Origin of the sequence: Hydrogenophaga sp. T2, assembly GCF_049843535.1 — a bacterium.
Classification (GTDB): domain Bacteria; phylum Pseudomonadota; class Gammaproteobacteria; order Burkholderiales; family Burkholderiaceae_C; genus Hydrogenophaga; species Hydrogenophaga crocea.
This window is the reverse complement of sequence record NZ_JBBHZJ010000003.1, coordinates 193692-211892: the sequence shown is the minus strand read 5'-3', so window position 1 is coordinate 211892 and position 18201 is coordinate 193692. Positions and strand designations below refer to the sequence as shown.

General features: G+C 70.6%; 16 protein-coding genes and 1 tRNA gene. 2 read left to right on the top strand and 15 right to left on the bottom strand.

Annotation, left to right across the window (positions count from 1 at the left end; translation table 11 throughout):
- Positions 1-189: 189 nt before the first annotated feature.
- Genes ampD through WDZ95_RS08065 form a run of 5 tightly spaced genes read right to left on the bottom strand, consistent with a single transcriptional unit; the run spans position 190 to position 5187 of the window.
- Positions 190-804 (bottom strand): 1,6-anhydro-N-acetylmuramyl-L-alanine amidase AmpD, encoded by a 615-nt coding sequence (gene ampD / locus WDZ95_RS08085; RefSeq protein ID WP_425777585.1) that lies wholly within the window; start codon positions 802-804, stop codon positions 190-192.
- On the bottom strand, positions 797-2287 hold the full coding sequence (locus WDZ95_RS08080; RefSeq protein ID WP_425777583.1) for a sigma-54-dependent transcriptional regulator: 1491 nt from the start codon (positions 2285-2287) through the stop codon (positions 797-799). Before WDZ95_RS08080 ends, ampD begins: the two co-directional genes overlap by 8 nt.
- Before the next feature lie 17 nt (positions 2288-2304).
- Positions 2305-4110: a sensor histidine kinase gene (locus WDZ95_RS08075; RefSeq protein WP_425777581.1), complete on the bottom strand. Its 1806-nt coding sequence runs from the start codon at positions 4108-4110 to the stop codon at positions 2305-2307.
- Between the two features lie 7 nt (positions 4111-4117).
- Complete coding sequence (locus WDZ95_RS08070; protein ID WP_166227500.1) at positions 4118-4363, bottom strand: PP0621 family protein; 246 nt, start codon at positions 4361-4363, stop codon at positions 4118-4120.
- A 20-nt stretch (positions 4364-4383) separates the two neighbouring features.
- Complete coding sequence (locus WDZ95_RS08065) at positions 4384-5187, bottom strand: cytochrome C assembly family protein (protein ID WP_425777578.1); 804 nt, start codon at positions 5185-5187, stop codon at positions 4384-4386.
- A gap of 138 nt (positions 5188-5325) precedes the next feature.
- Between WDZ95_RS08065 and ffh the strand changes: the two genes are divergently transcribed.
- Positions 5326-6696, top strand: coding sequence for a signal recognition particle protein (gene ffh / locus WDZ95_RS08060; protein ID WP_166227498.1), 1371 nt, complete (start codon positions 5326-5328; stop codon positions 6694-6696).
- 45 nt (positions 6697-6741) lie between these two features.
- Positions 6742-7359, top strand: a complete 618-nt coding sequence (locus tag WDZ95_RS08055; protein WP_425777576.1) for a hypothetical protein — start codon at positions 6742-6744, stop codon at positions 7357-7359.
- Between the two features lie 18 nt (positions 7360-7377).
- Here the strand turns inward: WDZ95_RS08055 and mdoH are convergent, their stop codons facing one another.
- From mdoH to WDZ95_RS08005, 10 genes are all read right to left on the bottom strand, one after another.
- On the bottom strand, positions 7378-9333 hold the full coding sequence (gene mdoH, locus WDZ95_RS08050; RefSeq protein ID WP_425777574.1) for a glucans biosynthesis glucosyltransferase MdoH: 1956 nt from the start codon (positions 9331-9333) through the stop codon (positions 7378-7380).
- A complete protein-coding gene (locus WDZ95_RS08045; protein WP_425777572.1) occupies positions 9330-10889 on the bottom strand; it encodes a glucan biosynthesis protein in 1560 nt (519 codons plus the stop codon). The genes mdoH and WDZ95_RS08045 overlap by 4 nt, the downstream gene beginning before the upstream one ends.
- A gap of 191 nt (positions 10890-11080) precedes the next feature.
- On the bottom strand, positions 11081-12490 hold the full coding sequence (locus WDZ95_RS08040; RefSeq protein ID WP_240936383.1) for a sigma 54-interacting transcriptional regulator: 1410 nt from the start codon (positions 12488-12490) through the stop codon (positions 11081-11083).
- A gap of 8 nt (positions 12491-12498) precedes the next feature.
- On the bottom strand, positions 12499-13278 hold the full coding sequence (locus tag WDZ95_RS08035; RefSeq protein ID WP_425777569.1) for a hypothetical protein: 780 nt from the start codon (positions 13276-13278) through the stop codon (positions 12499-12501).
- The gene (locus tag WDZ95_RS08030) at positions 13268-14686 is read right to left on the bottom strand and encodes a sensor histidine kinase (RefSeq protein ID WP_425777567.1); all 1419 of its coding nucleotides are present in this window, start codon (positions 14684-14686) and stop codon (positions 13268-13270) included. The genes WDZ95_RS08035 and WDZ95_RS08030 overlap by 11 nt, the downstream gene beginning before the upstream one ends.
- A gap of 14 nt (positions 14687-14700) precedes the next feature.
- The gene (gene miaB / locus WDZ95_RS08025; RefSeq protein ID WP_425777565.1) at positions 14701-16071 is read right to left on the bottom strand and encodes a tRNA (N6-isopentenyl adenosine(37)-C2)-methylthiotransferase MiaB; all 1371 of its coding nucleotides are present in this window, start codon (positions 16069-16071) and stop codon (positions 14701-14703) included.
- Between the two features lie 70 nt (positions 16072-16141).
- Positions 16142-16543 carry a hypothetical protein gene (locus WDZ95_RS08020; protein ID WP_425777563.1) on the bottom strand — a complete coding sequence of 134 codons (402 nt, stop codon included), beginning with the start codon at positions 16541-16543 and terminating at the stop codon, positions 16142-16144.
- Between the two features lie 49 nt (positions 16544-16592).
- Positions 16593-17153 (bottom strand): YaeQ family protein, encoded by a 561-nt coding sequence (locus WDZ95_RS08015; protein ID WP_166227490.1) that lies wholly within the window; start codon positions 17151-17153, stop codon positions 16593-16595.
- Positions 17154-17226: 73 nt separating this feature from the next.
- Positions 17227-17303 (bottom strand) — tRNA-Met (locus WDZ95_RS08010).
- Between the two features lie 40 nt (positions 17304-17343).
- On the bottom strand, positions 17344-18126 hold the full coding sequence (locus tag WDZ95_RS08005) for an enoyl-CoA hydratase (RefSeq protein ID WP_425777561.1): 783 nt from the start codon (positions 18124-18126) through the stop codon (positions 17344-17346).
- Positions 18127-18201 lie beyond the last annotated feature (75 nt).

Below are 18201 nucleotides of genomic sequence, written 5' to 3'. Positions count from 1 at the left end.
GGCTTCAAGGCACTACCGCTAGCGTTTTACGCGTGTGCTTGAGCTACCCCTGCATGGTATCGCCGAAGGCCATTCCCCACACCCGCCAGGGCCTCAGTTCCCGCGTGCGGATCCGCGCGTGAATGCAGTGGCGACGCGCCTTGCAGGGCGATTTGCCGTGGCGGCCCGCATGGCGCCTGCATTCGGCGTTCAGGCGCTGTTCGAAGGCATCGCCGGGGCGCTGCCGATGAATTTTTTTTCGACCTCGGGAAAACACGTGGCCGACCAGCCGAGCGTGTGGCGCAAACGGCACCAATCGAAGCCCGCGCCGGGGTCTTGCTTGCGGCCGGGCGCGATGTGTTCGTGGCCCACGACCTGTGTCAGCGGGTGGTGCGCGGCCAAGGCGCGGCACACGCGGGCCAGTGCCGTGTACTGCGCGTCTTCGAAGGTGCCACCTTCCAGGCCTTCGAGTTCGATGCCAATGGAAAAGTCGTTGCAGTTCTCGCGGCCCCGCCAGGCCGAGCGGCCCGCGTGCCACGCGCGGTCGAGCGTGGACACGAACTGCTGCACGCGGCCGTCGCGGCGCACGAAGAAGTGCGCCGAGACCTCGATGCCGCGGATGGTCTGGAAGTAGGGGTCGGCGTCCCAGTCGAGGCGGTTCGTGAACAGCCGCTCCACCGCGTCGCCGCCGAACTCGCCGGGCGGCAGGCTGATGGAGTGCACCACCACGAGGTCGATGGCGGTGTGCGCTGGCCGCGCACCGAAGTTGGGCGAGCCCAGGGCTTGGGCACCGGCCCACCAGCCCCGCTGCCAGGCCTCAGACATCGCCGGCTTCGGTGTCGGCGCCGCCGGCGGCGCCGGGCAGCACGATGCCCAGGCGCTGGATGCGGTAGCGCATCTGCCGCAGGTTCAGCCCGAGCCGGGCCGCGGCCGCGGTGCGGTTGAAGCCGCAGGCCTGCAGCGCCTGCAGCAGCACGCGGCGCTCCTGCTCGTCGAGGTAGCGTTGCAGGTCGTCGGGCAGCGCCGCATCGCGCGCATCGCTCGCCGCGGAGGGCCGCGCGAACGCGTCCACGGCGGCAGGCAAGGGATCGACCAGGGTGTCGGGGATGGTGTCGCCGGCCTCGCCGAAATCGGCCGGGTGCAGCACCGCGCCGCTGGACAGCGCGAGCGCGCGCTGCAGCAGGTTTTCGAGTTCGCGCACGTTGCCCGGCAGCTCGCGCGACTGCAGCCATTGCAGGGCCGCGGGCGACAGGTCGGGCACGGCCTGACCCGCGTCGTGGCACAGGCGCACGAGCAGCGCGTGCGCGAGCTCGGGCAGGTCCTCGGGCCGGTCGCGCAGCGCGGGGGTGCGCAGGCCGATGACGTTGAGGCGGTAGTAGAGGTCTTGCCGGAACTGGCCCGCCTGCACCAGGGCGGGCAGGTCGCGGTGCGTGGCGCTGACCAGGCGCACGTCGACCGCTTCTTCCTGCACCGCGCCCAGGGCGCGCACGCGGCGCTCCTGGATCACGCGCAGCAGCTTGGCCTGCATGGCCAGCGGCAGGTCGCCGATCTCGTCGAGGAAGAGGGTGCCGCCGTTCGCGGCCTGGAAGTAGCCTTCGCGGTCGGCGCTGGCACCGGTGTAGGCGCCTTTGCGCGCGCCGAAGAACTCGGCCTCGATGAGGTTCTCGGGAATGGCGCCGCAGTTGACCGCGATGAACGGGCCGTGCGCGCGGTGGCTGCATTCGTGCACCGCGCGCGCCACCAGCTCCTTGCCGGTGCCCGATTCGCCCAGGATGAGCACCGGCGCCATGCTGGTGGCGACCTTCTCGATGCGGCCCTTGATCTGCACGATGCTGGGCGAGCGGCCCACGATGCGTTCGAGCGCGCGCACACCCGACGGCGGCGGTGGCGCGACGCGCTGGGGTTCGTTGGGCGCCGCGGCCGGCGCGCGCTGGCTCAGCAGCGCGGCGCTCACGGCGCTGCGCAGCTGGCGCAGATCGACCGGTTTGGTGAGGTAGTCGAAGGCGCCGGCCTTGAGCGATTCAACGGCGTTCTCGGCCGAGCCGTGCGCGGTGATGACGATGCACTTTTCGCTGCGCTGGCGCTCGGCGACTTCGCGCAGCAGCGACAGGCCCAGGCCGTCGGGCAGCTGCATGTCGGAGATCAGCACGTCGAAGCGGCGGCTGGCGAGCTGCTCGCGCGCCTGTTGCAGGTCGGCCGCGGTGGTCACGGCATGGCCCTCGCGCAGCAGCGTGAGTTCGTACAGCGTGCGCAGGTCCGGCTCGTCGTCGACGACCAGGATGGAGGCGCTCGGCGTGGGCGAAGGCATGCGGGCGGCGCTCGGGCTCAGGACGCGGCCAGCGGCGGGCGTCCCGAGCGCAGGGGGTCGACGATGGTGCGTTCGAGATCACCGGGCTCGGCCGGGTAGGGCAGGCTCTGCTGGTGGCCGGCGTCGCGCGCGGGCGCCGCGCTGCCGCCGCGCACCGCGGGGATCAGGACGAAGAACTCGTTGCCCTCGCGCTGGTCCAGGCGCGAGCGCTGGTAGGCGATTTCGGCGCCGTAGCGCTCGCAGAGCTCACGGCAGATGTAGAGGCCCAGGCCGCTGGAACGGCTTTCGGACGAGAAGAAGGGCTCGAACAGGTGCTTGTGCACGGTGGCCTCGAGCGGGCCGCCGTCGCTCCAGACCGAGATGCGCAGGTGGCCGCCACTGGGTTGGGTGATCACGCGGATCGAGGCGGGCTTGCCGCTGGCGTGGCGCAGCGCGTTGTCGAGCAGGTTCACAAGCAGGCGGCGCAGGTGCTCGGGGTCGAAGGCCACCTGCCCCTGGCCCGCGTGCAGGTGCACGCCCAGCGCCTGCGCGACCTGGTTCTGGCGCGACCATTCACCGGTTACCTGGCGCATCACGCTGTCGAGCGGCACCGGGCTGGTCAGGCCGTCGGCCCGGTTCGGCTGGGGCCGCGCCACGTTGAGGATGTCGTCGACGATGCGCGAGAGGCGTTGCGCGTTCTGGTCGATCATGCGCGTGAGCCGTTTGTGCTCGGGCGTCTTCACCTCTTCGTCGAGCAGCGCGTTGGCCTGCGTGATCGCCGACAGCGGGTTGCGGATCTCGTGCGCCACCGCGGCCGACATGCGGCCCATGGACGCGAGCTTTTCGGTGCGCACCCGCGCCTCGACCTCGCGCAGGTCTTCGAGGAACAGCACGCACAGCGCGCCGCGCTCGCCCATCACGGGCGTGAGCTGGGTGCGCGCGTGCAGGCGCTGGTTGGGCCGGTCGGCGTGGTCGATGGTGGTTTCGGTTTCGAGTGCGGCGTCGATCGCGAAGCTCTCCTGCACCAGCGCCGCCAGGTGGGCCCAGCTCGGTCGCGCCGACAGCAGCAGCTTGGCACCGGCCGGGAAGCTTTCGCCCATGAGCATGGCGCGCGCGGCCGGGTTGGCGTTGCGCACCACGCCGTGCGGATCGATCACCAGCACACCCACGCCCAGCGTTTCGATGATCACCTCATTGACCGCGGCCTGGGCGCGCGCGGCGGCCTGGTTGCTGGCCGACACCGCCTCTTCGCGGGCCAGCCGCAGCGCGAGCTGGTGGGCCAGCACCGCAACCACGAAGAAGCCGGTGCCGGTGAGGCCGGCCTGCAGCAGGCGCGTGGCGTCGGCCGTGCCATGCCCGGGCGCGATCCAGGCCTCGGCCAGCATCAGCAGCGTGACCGCGGCGGCCGTGCCCAGGCCCATGAGCAAGGGGCCCAGGATGGCACCGAGCAACACCGGCAGCGCGAACAGCGGCGTGAAGCTGATGGTGCTGGTGTCGAAGTACTGCAGCGCGGCGAACACCGCCACGTCGACGCCGATGGTGAACAGCCATTGCAGGCTGGGCGCGCGGCCGTGTTCGGCCGGCCGCCAGAACAGCATGACCAGCACGCAGGCCAGCAGGTGCAGCGAGGCCAGCGTGGTGAGCCCGATCGAGCCGTTGCCGCCGCCCAGCAGCAGGAACACCTGCAGGCCCAGGATCACCAGCGCCACCACCATGCGCGCACGCATGAAGGCGCGCCACAGGCGCACGAAGGCCTGGTGGCGTTGCTCGCGCGAGCGGTTGACCGGGCTTTCGAAAGCCGAATACCAGGAGGTGGCGAACTGGGAGCTGTCGTCGGAAGGCATGGTGCGATCAGCCGGCGGGGCCTTCGAGCCGTTGGCGGTGTTCGGCGCTGCAATAGCTGCCCTGGCGTCCGGTCACGGCTTCGGTCTGCGGCAGGTGGGTGCCGCAGACGCGGCAGGCCACCATGGTCACCGGCTGGCCGGCCGGGCGGGGGGCGGGGCGCTGTGCGGCGCGTTCGGCCGCCTCGGCGCGCCGGTTGTTGCGCCAGATCCAGAAGGCGACCATCACCACGGCGATCACGAGCAGGTATTTCATGCGGGCTGTATCCAGGGGGTCTACACGGTGCGCTGCAGCAGCACCTCGAGCACGAAGCGCGACCCCACGTAGCCGAGCAGCAGAAAGCCCGCACCGAGGTAGAGCATGCGCACCGCCATGCGCCCGCGCCAGCCCAGGCGCCAGCGGCCCCAAAGCAGCACGCCCATGGTGAGCCAGGCCAGCACCGAGAACACGGCCTTGTGGTTCCACACCATGCGCTGGTTGACCAGTTCCGAGAAGTACCAGCCCGCGGCCAACGTGAGGCTCAGCAGCACGAAGCCGGCGGCCACAAAGCGGAAGGTCAGGCGTTCGAGCGTGAGCAGCGGCATGGCCGCTTCGTTCGCCTGGCCGCTGCGCATGGCCCGTTCGGCGCGCTGCATCAGCAGCGCGTGCACCACCGCGGCCGCGATCAGCCCGTAGGAGGCGATGCCCAGCGCCCAGTGCAGCGGCATCCAGACGGAGGGCAGCGCCGGGTGGTGGGCGCCCGGAAAGAGCAGCGCCAGCAACATCACGGCCGCGCCCAGCGCCGACAGGGTCCAGCGCGCACGCAGTTGCGGGTAGAAGCGGGTTTCGACCAGGTAGACGGTGAGCACCAGCCAGGCCGTGACCGACAGCGCGGGCGCAAAGCCGAAACGCACCGGGTCGCTCATGAGCCCGGTGAGCAGCGCCAGCAGGTGCAGACCCCAGGTGATGCCCAGCACCGCACGGGCCTGCAGGGCGCCCATGCGGGGATAGGCCCAGGGCGCCAGCGCATAGGCCAGCGCGGCGACGGCCGACAGCACCGCCGCCGGCAGGTTCAGCGCCAGTTGGGGCAGCAGGTTCATGACCGTGGGCTGGGGCGGGGCACTAAAATCACCCGCACATCTTAACGGTGCCTCCGGCCGCGAATGCCCGGCCGCCTGCGCCCCGGCCCGAGGCCGCTGCCGCGGCCGCCCTCCATCCCCTCACACCGAGCTCTGCCCATGGCCTCCGCCCTGTCCGAACGCCTGTCACGCATCGTCAAGGAGATGCGCGGGCAGGCGCGCATCACCGAAAGCAACGTCAGCGACATGCTGCGCGAGGTGCGCATGGCGCTGCTCGAGGCCGACGTGGCGCTGCCCGTGGTGCGCGACTTCATCGCGCGCGTGAAGGACAAGGCCCTGGGCGCCGATGTGGTGGGTTCGCTCACGCCGGGCCAGGCGCTGGTCGGCATCGTCAACCGCGAACTCGCCGCCACCATGGGCGAGGGCGTGGCCGACCTCAACCTCGCGGCCCAGCCGCCCGCGGTGATCCTGATGGCCGGCCTGCAGGGCGCGGGCAAGACCACCACCACCGCCAAGCTCGCGCGCCACCTGATCGAGAAGCGCAAGAAGAAAGTGCTCACGGTGTCGGGCGACGTCTACCGCCCCGCGGCCATCGAACAGCTCAAGACCGTGACGGCCCAGGCCGGCGCCGAGTGGTTCCCCAGCACGCCCGACCAGAAGCCCGCCGACATCGCGCGCGCCGCGCTCGACCACGCGCGCCGCCACCACTTCGAGGTGCTGCTGGTCGACACCGCGGGCCGGCTCGCGATCGACGAGGCGCTGATGCGCGAGATCCAGGAACTGCACGCCGTGCTCAAGCCGGTGGAGACGCTGTTCGTGGTCGACGCCATGCAGGGCCAGGACGCGGTCAACACCGCCAAGGCCTTCAAGGAGGCGCTGCCGCTCACCGGCATCGTGCTCACCAAGCTCGACGGCGACGCGCGAGGCGGTGCGGCGCTGTCGGTGCGCTCGGTCACGGGCGTACCGATCAAGTTCGCGGGCGTGTCCGAGAAGATCGACGGTCTCGAGGTGTTCGACGCCGACCGCCACGCGCAGCGCGTGCTCGGCATGGGCGACATCGTGGCCCTGGTCGAGCAGGTCACCGCCGGCGTGGACATGGCCGCGGCCCAGAAGCTCGCGGCCAAGGTCAAGAGCGGCGAGGGCTTCGACCTCGAGGATTTCCTGGAGCAGCTGCGCCAGATGAAGCAGATGGGCGGGCTGTCGAACCTGATCGACAAGCTGCCCGCGCAGCTCGCGGCCAAGGCGGGTGAGGCCGACCTCTCGCGCGCCGAGAAAGACATCAAGCGCAAAGAGGGCATCATCTGCAGCATGACGCCCACCGAGCGCCGCAAGCCCGATCTCATCAAGGCCACGCGCAAGCGCCGCATCGCCGCCGGCGCCGGCGTGCACGTGCAGGAGGTCAACCGCCTGCTCAAGGAGTTCGAGCAGATGCGCGACATGATGAAGAAAATGAAGGGCGGCGGCCTCATGAAGATGATGAAGCGCATGGGCGGCATGAAGGGCCTGCCCAAGCTGCCTGGCATGGGCTGACCCGCGTCAAACCCGCCCGGCCCGCTCGCTCGCATACTGCGGCGCATGTGGCCCCTGATCGAAACCGCCGGCACCGCGCTGGCCCTGATGCTCGCGCTTGCGCTGCGCCCCTGGCGGCTGCTGCGCGGGCCACTGCTCACGCCCGTGCTCGGCGCGCTGGTGCTGTTGCCGCTGCTGTGGCTCACGCCGCAGCTCATGCCGGCGGGGCTGCGCATCCAGCTCTCGGGCGCGAGCCTGCTGGTGCTGATGCTGGGTTGGCCGCTCGCGGTGCCGGTGCTGGCCGCGGTGGCCGCGCTGGTCTGGCTGCTCGGGTCGGGTGGTGCGCTGGACGCGGTGGGCCGCCTCTGGTGGCTGGGTGTGGTGCCGGCCACGCTGGCGCTGGGCATCGGGGCCGCGCTGCGGCGCTGGCTGCCGCCCAACCCCTTTGTCTACACGCTCGGCCGCGGCTTCATCGGCACCGCGCTGGCCGGCTTCGCGGCCGGCGCGCTCATGCAATGGGCCCATCCGGTGGCGGCGGACCAGGCGCTGGTCGCGGCCTGGTTGATGGCCTGGGGCGATGCGTTTCTCACCGGCCTGCTGGTCGCGGTGTTCGTGGCCTTCGTGCCGCAGTGGCTGGCCACGTGGTCGGACGCGCGCTACCTGCGCACGCCCGACGGGGAGTGAAGCGGCGACCTGCCGGTCTCAGGCGGCCTTGAGCGCCAGGCGGCTCGCGTGGCGCCAGGCGCTGCGCAGCACCGCGGGCGACCACGACTCCTCGGGGATCAGCAGCACGCCGCGCGAGCGCATCCAGGCGCCCAGGTCGACATGGCTGGTGGCCACGGTGAGCGGAATGGCCAGCAGCAGCGGCAGCGCCACCGGGGCCAGCCAGAGCAGGGCGTCGGCGTTGAGCAGGGCCACGCCCACGCCCATCAGGCCGATCACCACGCTCATGGGGGCCAGGCGCTGGGCGGCGTCGATCCAGCCGATGCCATTGGCTTCGCGCGGGGGCGACTTCCATTCGAGCTTGATGCCGGTGAGCGCCACCAGCACGAACAGCGAGTGCGCGAGCATGCGGATGGGCGCCTGCAGCAGCGCCAGGCCGGTTTCGATCACGGCGCTCATCACCAGGGTGCGACCACCGCCGAACTGGCGCTGTTCGCGCTTGAGGAACACGGCCACCAGGCCGAGCACACGCGGCATGAACAGCAGGCACAGCGTCCACATCCACAGGCCACGCAGCTCCATGGGCACGGCGTCCCAGCTCGGCACCACGGTCTGGTCGGTCACCCAGAGCGCGGTGCCGAAGGCCAGGAAGGCCAGCCACAGCGGCGCCGACAGGTAGGACATGGCGCCGATGGCGAACATGCTGCGGTGCACGCGGTGGATGCCGGGCTCGGCCATCAGGCGGGCGTTCTGCAGGTTGCCCTGGCACCAGCGGCGGTCGCGCTGCAGCTCGCTCAGCAGGTCGGGCGGCTGTTGTTCGTAGCTGCCCTGCAGGTCGGACACCAGCCACACGTGGTAGCCGGCACGGCGCATCAGCGCGGCTTCGACGAAGTCGTGCGACAGGATGCCGCCCGACATGCCGCCTTTGCCCGGGATGGGCGCGAGCGCGCAGTGCTGCATGAAGGGCTCGACGCGGATGATGGCGTTGTGGCCCCAGTAGTGCGATTCGCCGAGCTGCCAGAACTGCATGCCCAGCGTGAACAGGCGGCCCGTGACGCGCGAGGCGAACTGCTGCGCGCGCGCGTGCAGCGTGGCGTGGCCCACGGCCTGGGTGGCGGTCTGGATGATGCCGGCGCGCGGATTCGCTTCCATGAGCTTGACCATGTCGACCAGGCAGTTGCCGCTCATGACGCTGTCGGCGTCGAGCACGATCATGTAGCGGTAGTCCTTGCCCCAGCGGCGGCAGAAGTCGGCCACGTTGCCGGCCTTGCGGTGGGTGCGGCGCGTGCGCAGGCGGTAGTACACCTCGACCGAGGCACGGCCGCTCTGGGTGGCGAGTTCGGTGCGCAGGTTTTCCCAGGCGGCGCGCTCGGCGCGCTGGATCGCCGGGTCGAAACTGTCGGACAGCACGAAGACGTCGAACACGCGGGCCTCGCCGGTGGCGGCGAGCGAGTCGCAGGTGGCGCGCAGGCCGGCGAAGACGGTGGCCACGTCTTCGTTGCAGATCGGCATGATGATGGCGGTGCGCGCCTCGGGGTTCATGGCGTGGCCGCGCACGTCGGCCGCGCGCAGCGTGTGCTTGTCACCGAACAGCGAGACCCAGAAACCCATGAGCGCGGTGACGAAACCGGTCAGCACCCAGGCCGACAGCGTCACGAACAGCACCAGCTGCCCAGCCTGCAGCCAGGGGTTGCCCTCTTCGGGTTGCAGGTGCGAGAACATCATCGCGGCCATCACCGTCCAGGCCAGCGTGAGTGCGGCAAACACCGCGCGGCGGCGGTTCGCCGCACCCTGCCAGGGCTCGCGCGGCTGCGGCGCGCGCGCAGCGCGCTGGCCGTAAGGCGGCAGCAGGTCGCTCGCGGTGCTCAGCAGCGCGGTGCCCACGCTGTTCCAGAAGCCGCGCCAGGGACGCGGCACCATGGAGCCGCGGTGGATCGGCGGGGCCGTCACCGCGTTCGGGTGGCGCTCCTCGCGCAGGGTGCTGCGCAGGTTCATTCGGGCAGAAGCAGGTGCGTCCATGTTTCGCTCACGGTGTGTTGCTGGTGTTGCAGGAAGGCGCGCAGCTCGACGGGCTGCGTGGGGTCGATGCGCGTGACGCGCAGGCTCACGCGCCAGCTGCGCGTGGCCGGGTTCGGGTAGGCGATGGCCTGGATGACGCGGCCGTTGGCGTTGGCGCTGACCACAGCACGCACGTCGGCGTTGGGGGGCAGGGCGTCGATCGCGGGGCCGGCGAAATCGAGCACGTACTGCGGCTGAGCGGCCTGTTCCTGGGCGCTGAGCCGGGTGTAGCCATGGCCGCGGCGGCTCTGTGTCACCCAGCTCGAGGGCGGGCGCTGCTGCTCGTCGCCCTGCCAGGCGATGTCGTAGGCGAATTCGAGCGGCTGGCCCGCCACCAGGGGCTGCGCGGGCACCCAGTAGGCCACGATGTTGTCGTGCGTCTCGTCGGGCGTGGGCAGCTGCACCAGCTCGACACGGCCCGCGCCCCAGGCGCCGCGCGGCGTGATCCAGGCGCTGGGGCGGCGCTCGTAGCGCGCCTCCACGTCTTCGTAGCTCGAGAAGCGGCGGTCGCGCTGCATGAGGCCAAAGCCGCGGGGGTCGGTGGTGGTGAACGAGCTCACCTGCGGCGTGGCTGGGCGCTGCAGCGGCCGCCACAGCCATTCGCCCTCGCCGGTGGCCAGCATCAGGCCGTCGGAGTCGTGCACCTCGGGGCGGAAGTCGCTCGCCATGGGCTGGTTCTCGCCCGACAGGAACATGCTCGTGAGCGGGGCCACGCCCAGGGTCTTGATGGGGGCGGCGCCATCGCGCGCGAACAGCCGGGCGCGCACGCCCAGGGTGGTGTTGAAGCCGGGGCGGATGTCGAAGCGGTAGGCACCGGTCACGCGCGGCGACTCGAGCAGCGCGAAGACCGTGAGCGCCTTGGCGTCGGCTGCGGGGCGCTGGATCCAGAACTCGGAAAAGCGCGGGAATTCTTCGCCGTTGCCGCCCGCGGTGTCGACCGCGAGCCCGCGCGCCGACAGCCCGTACTGCTGCTGTGCGCCGAGCGCGCGGAAGTAGCTCGCGCCCAGGAAGACCACGAGCTCGTCCTTGTAGGCGACGTTGTTGAGCGGGTAGTGCAGGCGAAAGCCCGCGTGGCCGAGGTCGCCCCAGGCGGTGGTGTCGAAGCGGTTGCCACCGAAGTGGAAGTCGTCGGTGCGGTAGGGCAGGTGGCGCACGCTGCCGTCGGGCATCAGCTCGTGGATGCGCACCGGCTGCGTCTGGTACAGGCCGAGGTGGAAGTACTGGGCTTCGAAGGGCAGCTTGAGGTCGCGCCAGGTGGAGCGCTCGGGGCGGAAGCGGATGTCGCGCAGCTGGTCGTAGGTGATGCTGGCGAGGGGCTCGGGCAGCTTGTCGCCGCTTTCACGCCAGGGCTCGCTGGCGCGCACCTGGGCGAGGTGGGTGAGCTGGTCCCAGTCGAAGGCGTGTGCCGGGGCGAAGGCGAGCAGGGGCGCGGCAAACAGGGCGCTGGTCAGGCGTTGGCGAAGGGTGGGGAAGCTGAGGAAACTCCTTGGCATGCCCTGTCTAGGGCAAACCCTGTGCCAGCTCTGAAAAGTCGTTTCAGATCAAAGGCTTGCACGAAACTGACGGGCGCACCCCCGACCCGGGCCCCCGACGATCAGGGTAAACCCGGGTTTTTTGTCGCCAATGGGCGACGCGGTGCCCGTCGTTCGAAAAAAAGCCCTTGTAAACCAAAGGCTTGGGCGTGTCACGAATCGGCGACAGGGCCCTCGTCGGGCGCCTCGGGCAGGCCCGCGCCATCGCTCTTGAACAGGCCCGGCGTGAGCGCATGCTTTTGCAGCAGGCGATAGAACTCGGTGCGGTTGCGCTGCGCCAGCCGCGCGGCGTCGGCCACCACGCCGTCGGTCATCTTGAGCAGGTCCACCAGGTACTCGCGTTCGAAGCGGTGGCGGGCCTCGGCGAAGCTGAGCACCTCGACCGAGGGCGTGCGCAGCGCGCGCTGCACCAGCGCCAGTGGCACCAGGGGCGTGGTGGTGAGCGCGCACACCTGTTCGACCACGTTGTAGAGCTGGCGCACGTTGCCGGGCCAGGTGGCCATGGTGAGCGCCTTGAGCGCCTCGGGCGCGAAGCCCGAGCTGCGCTTGCCGTACTTGGCCGAGAGCTTGGCCAGGAAGTGGTTGGCCAGCAGGGGGATGTCTTCGCGCCGCTCGGCCAGCGTGGGCAGCGTGAGCGTGACCACGTTGAGGCGGTAGTAGAGGTCTTCGCGGAACTGGCCTTCGGCCATCGCGGCCTCGAGGTCGCGGTGGGTGGCCGAGATGATGCGCACGTCGACCGGCACCGACTGGCTCGAGCCCAGCGGGCGCACCGCGCGCTCCTGCAGCACGCGCAGCAGCTTGACCTGCAGCGCGGGCGGCATGTCGCCGATCTCGTCGAGCAGCAGCGTGCCGCCGTCGGCGGCCTGGAACAGGCCCTTGTGGTTGGCAACCGCGTCGGTGAAGGCGCCCTTGACGTGACCGAACAGCTCGGATTCGAGCAGCGCCTCCGGGATGGCGCCGCAGTTCACGGCCACGAAGGGCTTGCCCGCGCGCGCGCTGGCCTTGTGGATGGCGCGCGCCAGCATTTCCTTGCCGGTGCCCGAGTCGCCGCGCAGCAGCACGCTGGCGTCGCTCTGCGCCACCATGCGCGCCTCGGCGAGCAGGTCGGCCATGCGGTTGGAGCGGCTCACGATGTCGCTGCGCCAGGTCTCGTCGGCGTGCTTCGTCGGCAGGCTGGGGGCGGTGAGCGCCAGCGCCTGCGCGATCTTCTCGAGCAGCTCTTTGGCGTCGTAGGGCTTGGTCAGGTAGGTGAAGACACCGCGCGAGGTGGCCTCGACCGCGTCGGGAATGGTGCCGTGCGCGGTGAGCAGGATCACGGGCAGCGAGGGGTGGCGCGCGCGCACCTCGTCGAACAGGGCCAGGCCGTCGCGGCCGGGCAGGCGCACGTCGGACAGCACGAGCTGCGGGCGCTCGATCGCGAGCTGCGCCAGCGCGGCCTCGGCCGAGCCCACGGCGGTCACGTGGTAGCCGGCCGCGCCCAGGCGCATGGAGAGCAGGCGCAGCATGTCGGCGTCGTCGTCGACCACGAGCAGGCGGGCGCGGGGTGCAATGGGGGTGCTCATGGCGGCCTTCATGGCGAGGGCGGCCGCGGGGCGGTGGCCGGTGTGCGGTTGTTGAGGCTGCGCTCGATCGCGCGCATCGCCTCGAGGCGTTCGTTGAGCAGGTCGATGCGCCGTTGCTGCTCGCGCAGCTGCTGCGCCTGGCGATCGATGTTTTCCTCGAGCTTGCGCTGCTCGAGCAGGCGGTGCGCGATCAGGCGCGCGATCGGCCGGTAGGGGGTGGCGTCGGCTGCGTTGCTGTTGGCGGCGCGCTGTGCCAGCCCGAGCGCGCGCGCCGTGTCCACCGCCTGGCTGGTGCTGGCGAGCGCGAGCGCGAGCTGCAGTTGGCGCGCGGGCTGGTTGCCGGGATCGCCGAGCGCAGCGATCTCGAGCGCGAGCTCGGCGGGCGTGAGGGCGCGCACACGGTCGGCGTAGCGCAGCAGCGCGGCGGTGGCCTCGTTGGCGTTCAGGCCGTTGGGCGCGGGCATCACGAGCGAGGGCGCCAGTGTGGGTGCGGGGGCGGCGGGTTCGGCCAGGGCCGGTGCGGCGGCCGGCGCCGGGGGCTGTGCGGCGCCGGGCGCAGCGCTCGATGCGGCGGGCGCGGACGCCGGTGCGACCGCGCTCGCGGGCGCGCTCGCGGGTGCGCCGGCCGGCGCGGTGGCGGCGGGCGCCGGGCCCGCGGGGGCCTGGGCCGGTGGCAGCGGCGTGACGGCGCAGGCGCCGGCGAGCGCGCTCAGCGCCAGCGCGCAGCCCAGGCGCAGCGCGCGGGCGCCGGGGGATCTGCGCGGGGCGCGTCGGAGGTCATGAGGCATGGGGCAACTCGATGCGGAAGTGGGCGCCCTGCGGGGCATCGATCAGCTCGATGCGGCCACCGTGGGCGACGATGTACTCATGGACGATGGACAGCCCGATGCCGGTGCCGCGCACCGCGCCCTCGGGCTGCCGCTCACCGCGGTAGAAGGGTTCGAAGATCCGGTCGCGATCGGCCGGCGCCACGCCCGCGCCCTGGTCGACGATGTCGATGCTCACGCGAGCGGGCTGGCTCAGCAGCACCAGGCGGATGGTGCCACCGTGCGGCGAAAAGCGGATGGCGTTGAGCAGCAGGTTGCCGATCGCCGAGGCCATCTTCTCGCGGTCCACCGGCACGTGCACCGCATCGCCTTCCACGCGCACCTGCAGGCCGTGCGACTGCCAGTGCAGGCGCTGCGATTCCACCTGCTCCTCGAGCAGGGCGCGCAGGTCGGTGCGCTCGCGCTTGAGCTGCCGCGCCTCGAAGGCCGCGGCGTTGAAGCGCAGCAGGGCTTCGATCTGCGACTGCAGCACCTGCGTGTTGTGTTGCAGGATGTGGGCCACCTCGGCCTGGTCGGTGTTGAGCGGACCGGCCACGCCGTCGCGCAGCACCGCCACGCCTTCGCTCATCGAGGCCAGCGGCGTCTTGAGCTCGTGCGAGATGTGCCGCAGGAAGCGCGCCTTGTCGGCGTCGAGCTCGGTCAGGCGCAGGCGCAGCCACTCGAGCTGCTGGCCCACGCGGCGCACGTCCCTGGGGCCGGGGATGTCGATCGGCTGGTCGAGCCGGTTCTCGCCCAGGCCCACGATGGCGCGCTCCAGGCGCTGGAAGGGCTTGGCCAGCCAGATGCCGAAGCCCAGGGCCATGGCCGCGGCCAGCAGGATGGAGCCGGTCACGATCTGCGTGAGCTGGTCCTGGCTGCGCTTGAAGCCGGCCTGCAGGGCGCTGTTGCGCGCCGCGATGATGGCCTGCACCTGCTGCGCGATCGCGGCACTGTGGCCGTCGATCTCGCGAAAGGCCAGCGCCACCTCGCGCTCGCGCTCGAGCATGGTGTCGGCCGGACCGTCGAGCAGCGCGCTCACCGAGTCGAGCGTGCGGCTCCAGTCGTCGGCGAACTCGGGCGGCAGCTCGTTGTCCTGCAGCTGCCGCAGGATGTCGCGCGCGTTGCCCGCGGCCTCGGTGAAGCGCTGGCGCAGCTGGTTGTCGCGCAGCACCAGCGACTGGCGCGCCGCGCGCTCCATGGTCAGGCTGCGCTCGGACAGCGACTGCGCCGCGGTGGACAGGGCGATCGCCTGCGCCGTGCCTTCGCGGCTTTGTTCGAGCAGGGTCTCGAGCGAGAACAGCGCGCGCACCGCCGCGGCGCCCAGCAGCGCGCCGATCAGCAGGAAGGCGACCAGCAGCAACTGCTGGAAGGACAGCGAGGAGGGCCGCACGGCGCGAGGCAGGCTCAGGCGGTTTCGCGCACCAGCACCTCGCCGCGCAGCGAGTGCGGCAGCGCCTGCGTGATGCGCACGTCGATCATCTGCCCCACCAGGCGCGCACCCTGCGGGCCGCCGTCGAAGTTGACGATGCGGTTGCACTCGGTGCGGCCCATGAGCTCGGCCTTCGCCTGGCCGTGCTCGTCCTTGCCCGGGCGGCGCGACGGGCCTTCGACCAGGATGCGCTGCACCGTGCCTTCGCGGCTCGCGCTGATGCGGCGCACGTTGGCCTCGATGGTGGCCTGCAGGTGCTGCAGGCGCTGCAGCTTGAGCTCGTGCGGCGTGTCGTCGGCCAGGTTGGCCGCGGGCGTGCCGGGGCGCGGGCTGAAGATGAAGGAAAAGCTGCTGTCGAAGCCGATGTCTTCGATGAGCTTCATCATCTTGTTGAAATCGTCCTCGGTCTCGCCGGGGAAGCCCACGATGAAGTCGCTGCTCATCGAGATGTCGGGGCGGATCGCGCGCAGCTTGCGGATGGTGCTCTTGTATTCCATGGCGGTGTAGCCGCGCTTCATGGCCATGAGGATGCGGTCCGAGCCGTGCTGCACCGGCAGGTGCAGGTGGTTCACGAGTTGCGGGATCTTCGCGTAGGCCTCGATCAGGCATGGCGTGAACTCGTTGGGGTGGCTGGTGGTGTAGCGGATGCGCTCGATGCCGGGGATGTCGGCCACGTACTCGAGCAGCAGCGCGAAGTCGGCGATCTCGGCGGTGTCACCCATGGCGCCGCGGTAGGCGTTGACGTTCTGGCCCAGCAGCGTCACCTCTTTCACGCCCTGGTCGGCCAGGCCCGCGATCTCCACCAGCACGTCGTCGAAGGGTCGGCTGACCTCTTCGCCGCGCGTGTAGGGCACCACGCAGTAGCTGCAGTATTTGGAGCAGCCTTCCATGATGGAGACAAAGGCCGAGGCGCCGTCGACCTTGGCCGGCGGCAGGTGGTCGAATTTCTCGATCTCGGGAAAGCTGATGTCGACCTGCGGCCGCGCCTGGCGGCTGCGCTGTGCGAGCAGCTCGGGCAGCCGGTGCAGGGTCTGCGGGCCGAACACCACGTCGACGAAGGGCGCCCGCTGGATGATGGCCTCACCCTCCTGGCTGGCCACGCAGCCGCCGACGCCGATCAGCACGCCCTTTTGCTTCAGGTGCTTGACCCGGCCGAGGTCGGAGAACACCTTTTCCTGCGCCTTCTCGCGCACCGAGCAGGTGTTGAACAGGATGAGATCGGCCTGCTCGGGGTCGTTCGTGGGTTCGTAGCCTTCGGCGGCGTTGAGCACGTCGGCCATCTTGTCCGAGTCGTACTCGTTCATCTGGCAGCCGAAGGTCTTGATGTAGACCTTTTTCTGGGTCATGGCATGGCTCCTGCGGGCGCGGGCGCGCCCTGGTGCGCGCCCGGCGCGGGCGCGCGGTCTGGCGGGGGAATCAGTTGGGGCGCGCGGGTGCGGTGCGCGGGTTGGCCGGGGTCTGCTGCGACTCGAACTCGAAGTTGCGTTCCACGCCGTAGCTGGGCCGCTTCTGCTTCTTTTCTTCGGCCGTGAGCACCCAGGCCTGCGTGACCTGGCCGCGGCGGTCGACCAGGTAGTTGACCGTGAGCGGGCGACCGATCAGCGACGCGGGGCGCAGCACGCGGTTGTCTTCGTCGAACAGCCGCGCGCCGGGCGACAGGCGCGTGAGCTTGTCGTCCATCTCGACGATGGGCGGCTGCTTGATGGTCATTTCGCCACGCCAGGCTTCCCTGGGGAAGTTGCGCACCTGGGTGTTCTGCGCGTGCGCCGTGCCCACGAGGGCCAGGGCGAGCAGCAGGGGGCTTAGGCAGCGGTTCATGGTGTAGATCCAGAGGCTGAACAAGGCCGGGATTGTCTCACGCAGGGGCTCAGCGCCAGCGCACCGGCTCCAGGCTCACGCTGCCGCGCTCGCCCGAGAGCGTGAGCACGCCTTCGAGCACCGTGGCCTGCAGCTGCATGCTGCGTTCGGCCAGGGCGGCGAGCGCGTTGATGCCCTCGGTGGGCAGCCGCCAGACCTGCAGCTTGTCGAGCCGCGTGAGCTTGTTCTCGATGCCGCGCCACCAGACCTCGGCGGCCGAGCCGTAGGCGTAGACGCGCACCGCGTCGGCCTGGCTGCAGGCCTTGGACAGCGGCTTGTCCTCGGGCTGGCCCACCTCCACCCACAGGCGCTTGCGGCCGGTGAAGTCGGTGAGGTGCAGGTCGGGGTCGTTCGGGTCGGACAGGCCGGCGCCGAAGGCCAGGGTGCCGTCGCCGCCGCAGGTGTCGGTGAGCTCGTGCGCGTTGAGCGCAAGCGCGACCAGGCGGGCCATCATGCGCTCGTCGGTCTCGCTCGGGTGGCGGGCCAGCGTCAGCGCGTGGTCGGCGTAGTAGCCATGGTCGATGTCGGCGATCTGCAGGCTTGCCTTGAAGATGGTGGACTTGAGGGCCATGGCGAGAAGGGGGCGGCGGTGCGCGGGCAATGAAAAAGGCGGGACCCGTTGCCGGGGCCCGCCTTCTGGGGTTTGGTGGCGATAGGTGGACTTGAACCACCGACATCAGCATTATGAATGCTGCGCTCTAACCAACTGAGCTATATCGCCGAAGCCCTGCATTATAGACCATGCGCGCGGGCCTGATCAATCAGCGGTTCTGGAAAACGGGCTTGCGCTTGTTCACGAACGCGTCCATGCCTTCTTTCTGGTCTTCGGTGGCGAACATGGCGTGGAACATGCGGCGCTCGAACATCACGCCGTCGGACAGGCCGCCCTCGAACGAGCGGTTCACCGATTCCTTGGCCGCCATCACGCTGGGCAGCGAGAACTCGCAGATGGTGAGCGCGGCGCCCAGGGCCTCGTCCATGAGCTTGTCCAGCGGCACCACGCGGCTCACCAGGCCGGCGCGCTCGGCCTCGGTGGCGTCCATCATGCGGCCGGTGAGCACCAGGTCCATGGCCTTGGACTTGCCCACGGCGCGCGGCAGGCGCTGGGTGCCGCCGGCGCCGGGGATGATGCCCAGCTTGATCTCGGGCTGGCCGAACTTGGCGTTGTCGGCTGCGATGATGAAGTCGCACATCATGGCCAGCTCGCAGCCGCCGCCCAGCGCAAAGCCGCTCACGGCGGCGATCACGGGCTTGCGGATGCTGCGGATGGTTTCCCAGTTGCGGGTGATGTAGTCGCCGTTGTAGGCGTCGGCGAAGGTGTACTTGGCCATGGCGCCGATGTCGGCGCCCGCGGCGAAGGCCTTTTCGCTGCCGGTGACGATCATGCAGCCGATGCCGGCGTCGGCGTCGAAGGCCTTGAGCGCGGCGCCGAGCTCGTCCATGAGCTGGTTGTTCAGCGCGTTGAGCTGCTTGGGTCGGTTGAGCGTGACGATGCCGACGCGGCCTTCGGTGCGCACGGTGATCAGTTCGGGGGCCTGGCTCATGGGGTCTCCTGTGGCGGTTTGTGGGCTCAGCCGGGCACTATAGCGACCCCGGGCTAGGGGTATTCATTAGCCGAC

Bases quoted from the DNA above. Each gene is read 5' to 3' on its own strand.
- ampD (WP_425777585.1), bottom strand. From the start codon at position 804: ATGTCTGAGGCCTGGCAGCGGGGCTGGTGGGCCGGTGCCCAAGCCCTG.
- WDZ95_RS08080 (WP_425777583.1), bottom strand. From the start codon at position 2,287: ATGCCTTCGCCCACGCCGAGCGCCTCCATCCTGGTCGTCGACGACGAG.
- WDZ95_RS08075 (WP_425777581.1), bottom strand. From the start codon at position 4,110: ATGCCTTCCGACGACAGCTCCCAGTTCGCCACCTCCTGGTATTCGGCT.
- WDZ95_RS08070 (WP_166227500.1), bottom strand. From the start codon at position 4,363: ATGAAATACCTGCTCGTGATCGCCGTGGTGATGGTCGCCTTCTGGATC.
- WDZ95_RS08065 (WP_425777578.1), bottom strand. From the start codon at position 5,187: ATGAACCTGCTGCCCCAACTGGCGCTGAACCTGCCGGCGGCGGTGCTG.
- ffh (WP_166227498.1), top strand. From the start codon at position 5,326: ATGGCCTCCGCCCTGTCCGAACGCCTGTCACGCATCGTCAAGGAGATG.
- WDZ95_RS08055 (WP_425777576.1), top strand. From the start codon at position 6,742: ATGTGGCCCCTGATCGAAACCGCCGGCACCGCGCTGGCCCTGATGCTC.
- mdoH (WP_425777574.1), bottom strand. From the start codon at position 9,333: ATGAACCTGCGCAGCACCCTGCGCGAGGAGCGCCACCCGAACGCGGTG.
- WDZ95_RS08045 (WP_425777572.1), bottom strand. From the start codon at position 10,889: ATGCCAAGGAGTTTCCTCAGCTTCCCCACCCTTCGCCAACGCCTGACC.
- WDZ95_RS08040 (WP_240936383.1), bottom strand. From the start codon at position 12,490: ATGAGCACCCCCATTGCACCCCGCGCCCGCCTGCTCGTGGTCGACGAC.
- WDZ95_RS08035 (WP_425777569.1), bottom strand. From the start codon at position 13,278: ATGCCTCATGACCTCCGACGCGCCCCGCGCAGATCCCCCGGCGCCCGC.
- miaB (WP_425777565.1), bottom strand. From the start codon at position 16,071: ATGACCCAGAAAAAGGTCTACATCAAGACCTTCGGCTGCCAGATGAAC.
- WDZ95_RS08020 (WP_425777563.1), bottom strand. From the start codon at position 16,543: ATGAACCGCTGCCTAAGCCCCCTGCTGCTCGCCCTGGCCCTCGTGGGC.
- WDZ95_RS08015 (WP_166227490.1), bottom strand. From the start codon at position 17,153: ATGGCCCTCAAGTCCACCATCTTCAAGGCAAGCCTGCAGATCGCCGAC.
- WDZ95_RS08005 (WP_425777561.1), bottom strand. From the start codon at position 18,126: ATGAGCCAGGCCCCCGAACTGATCACCGTGCGCACCGAAGGCCGCGTC.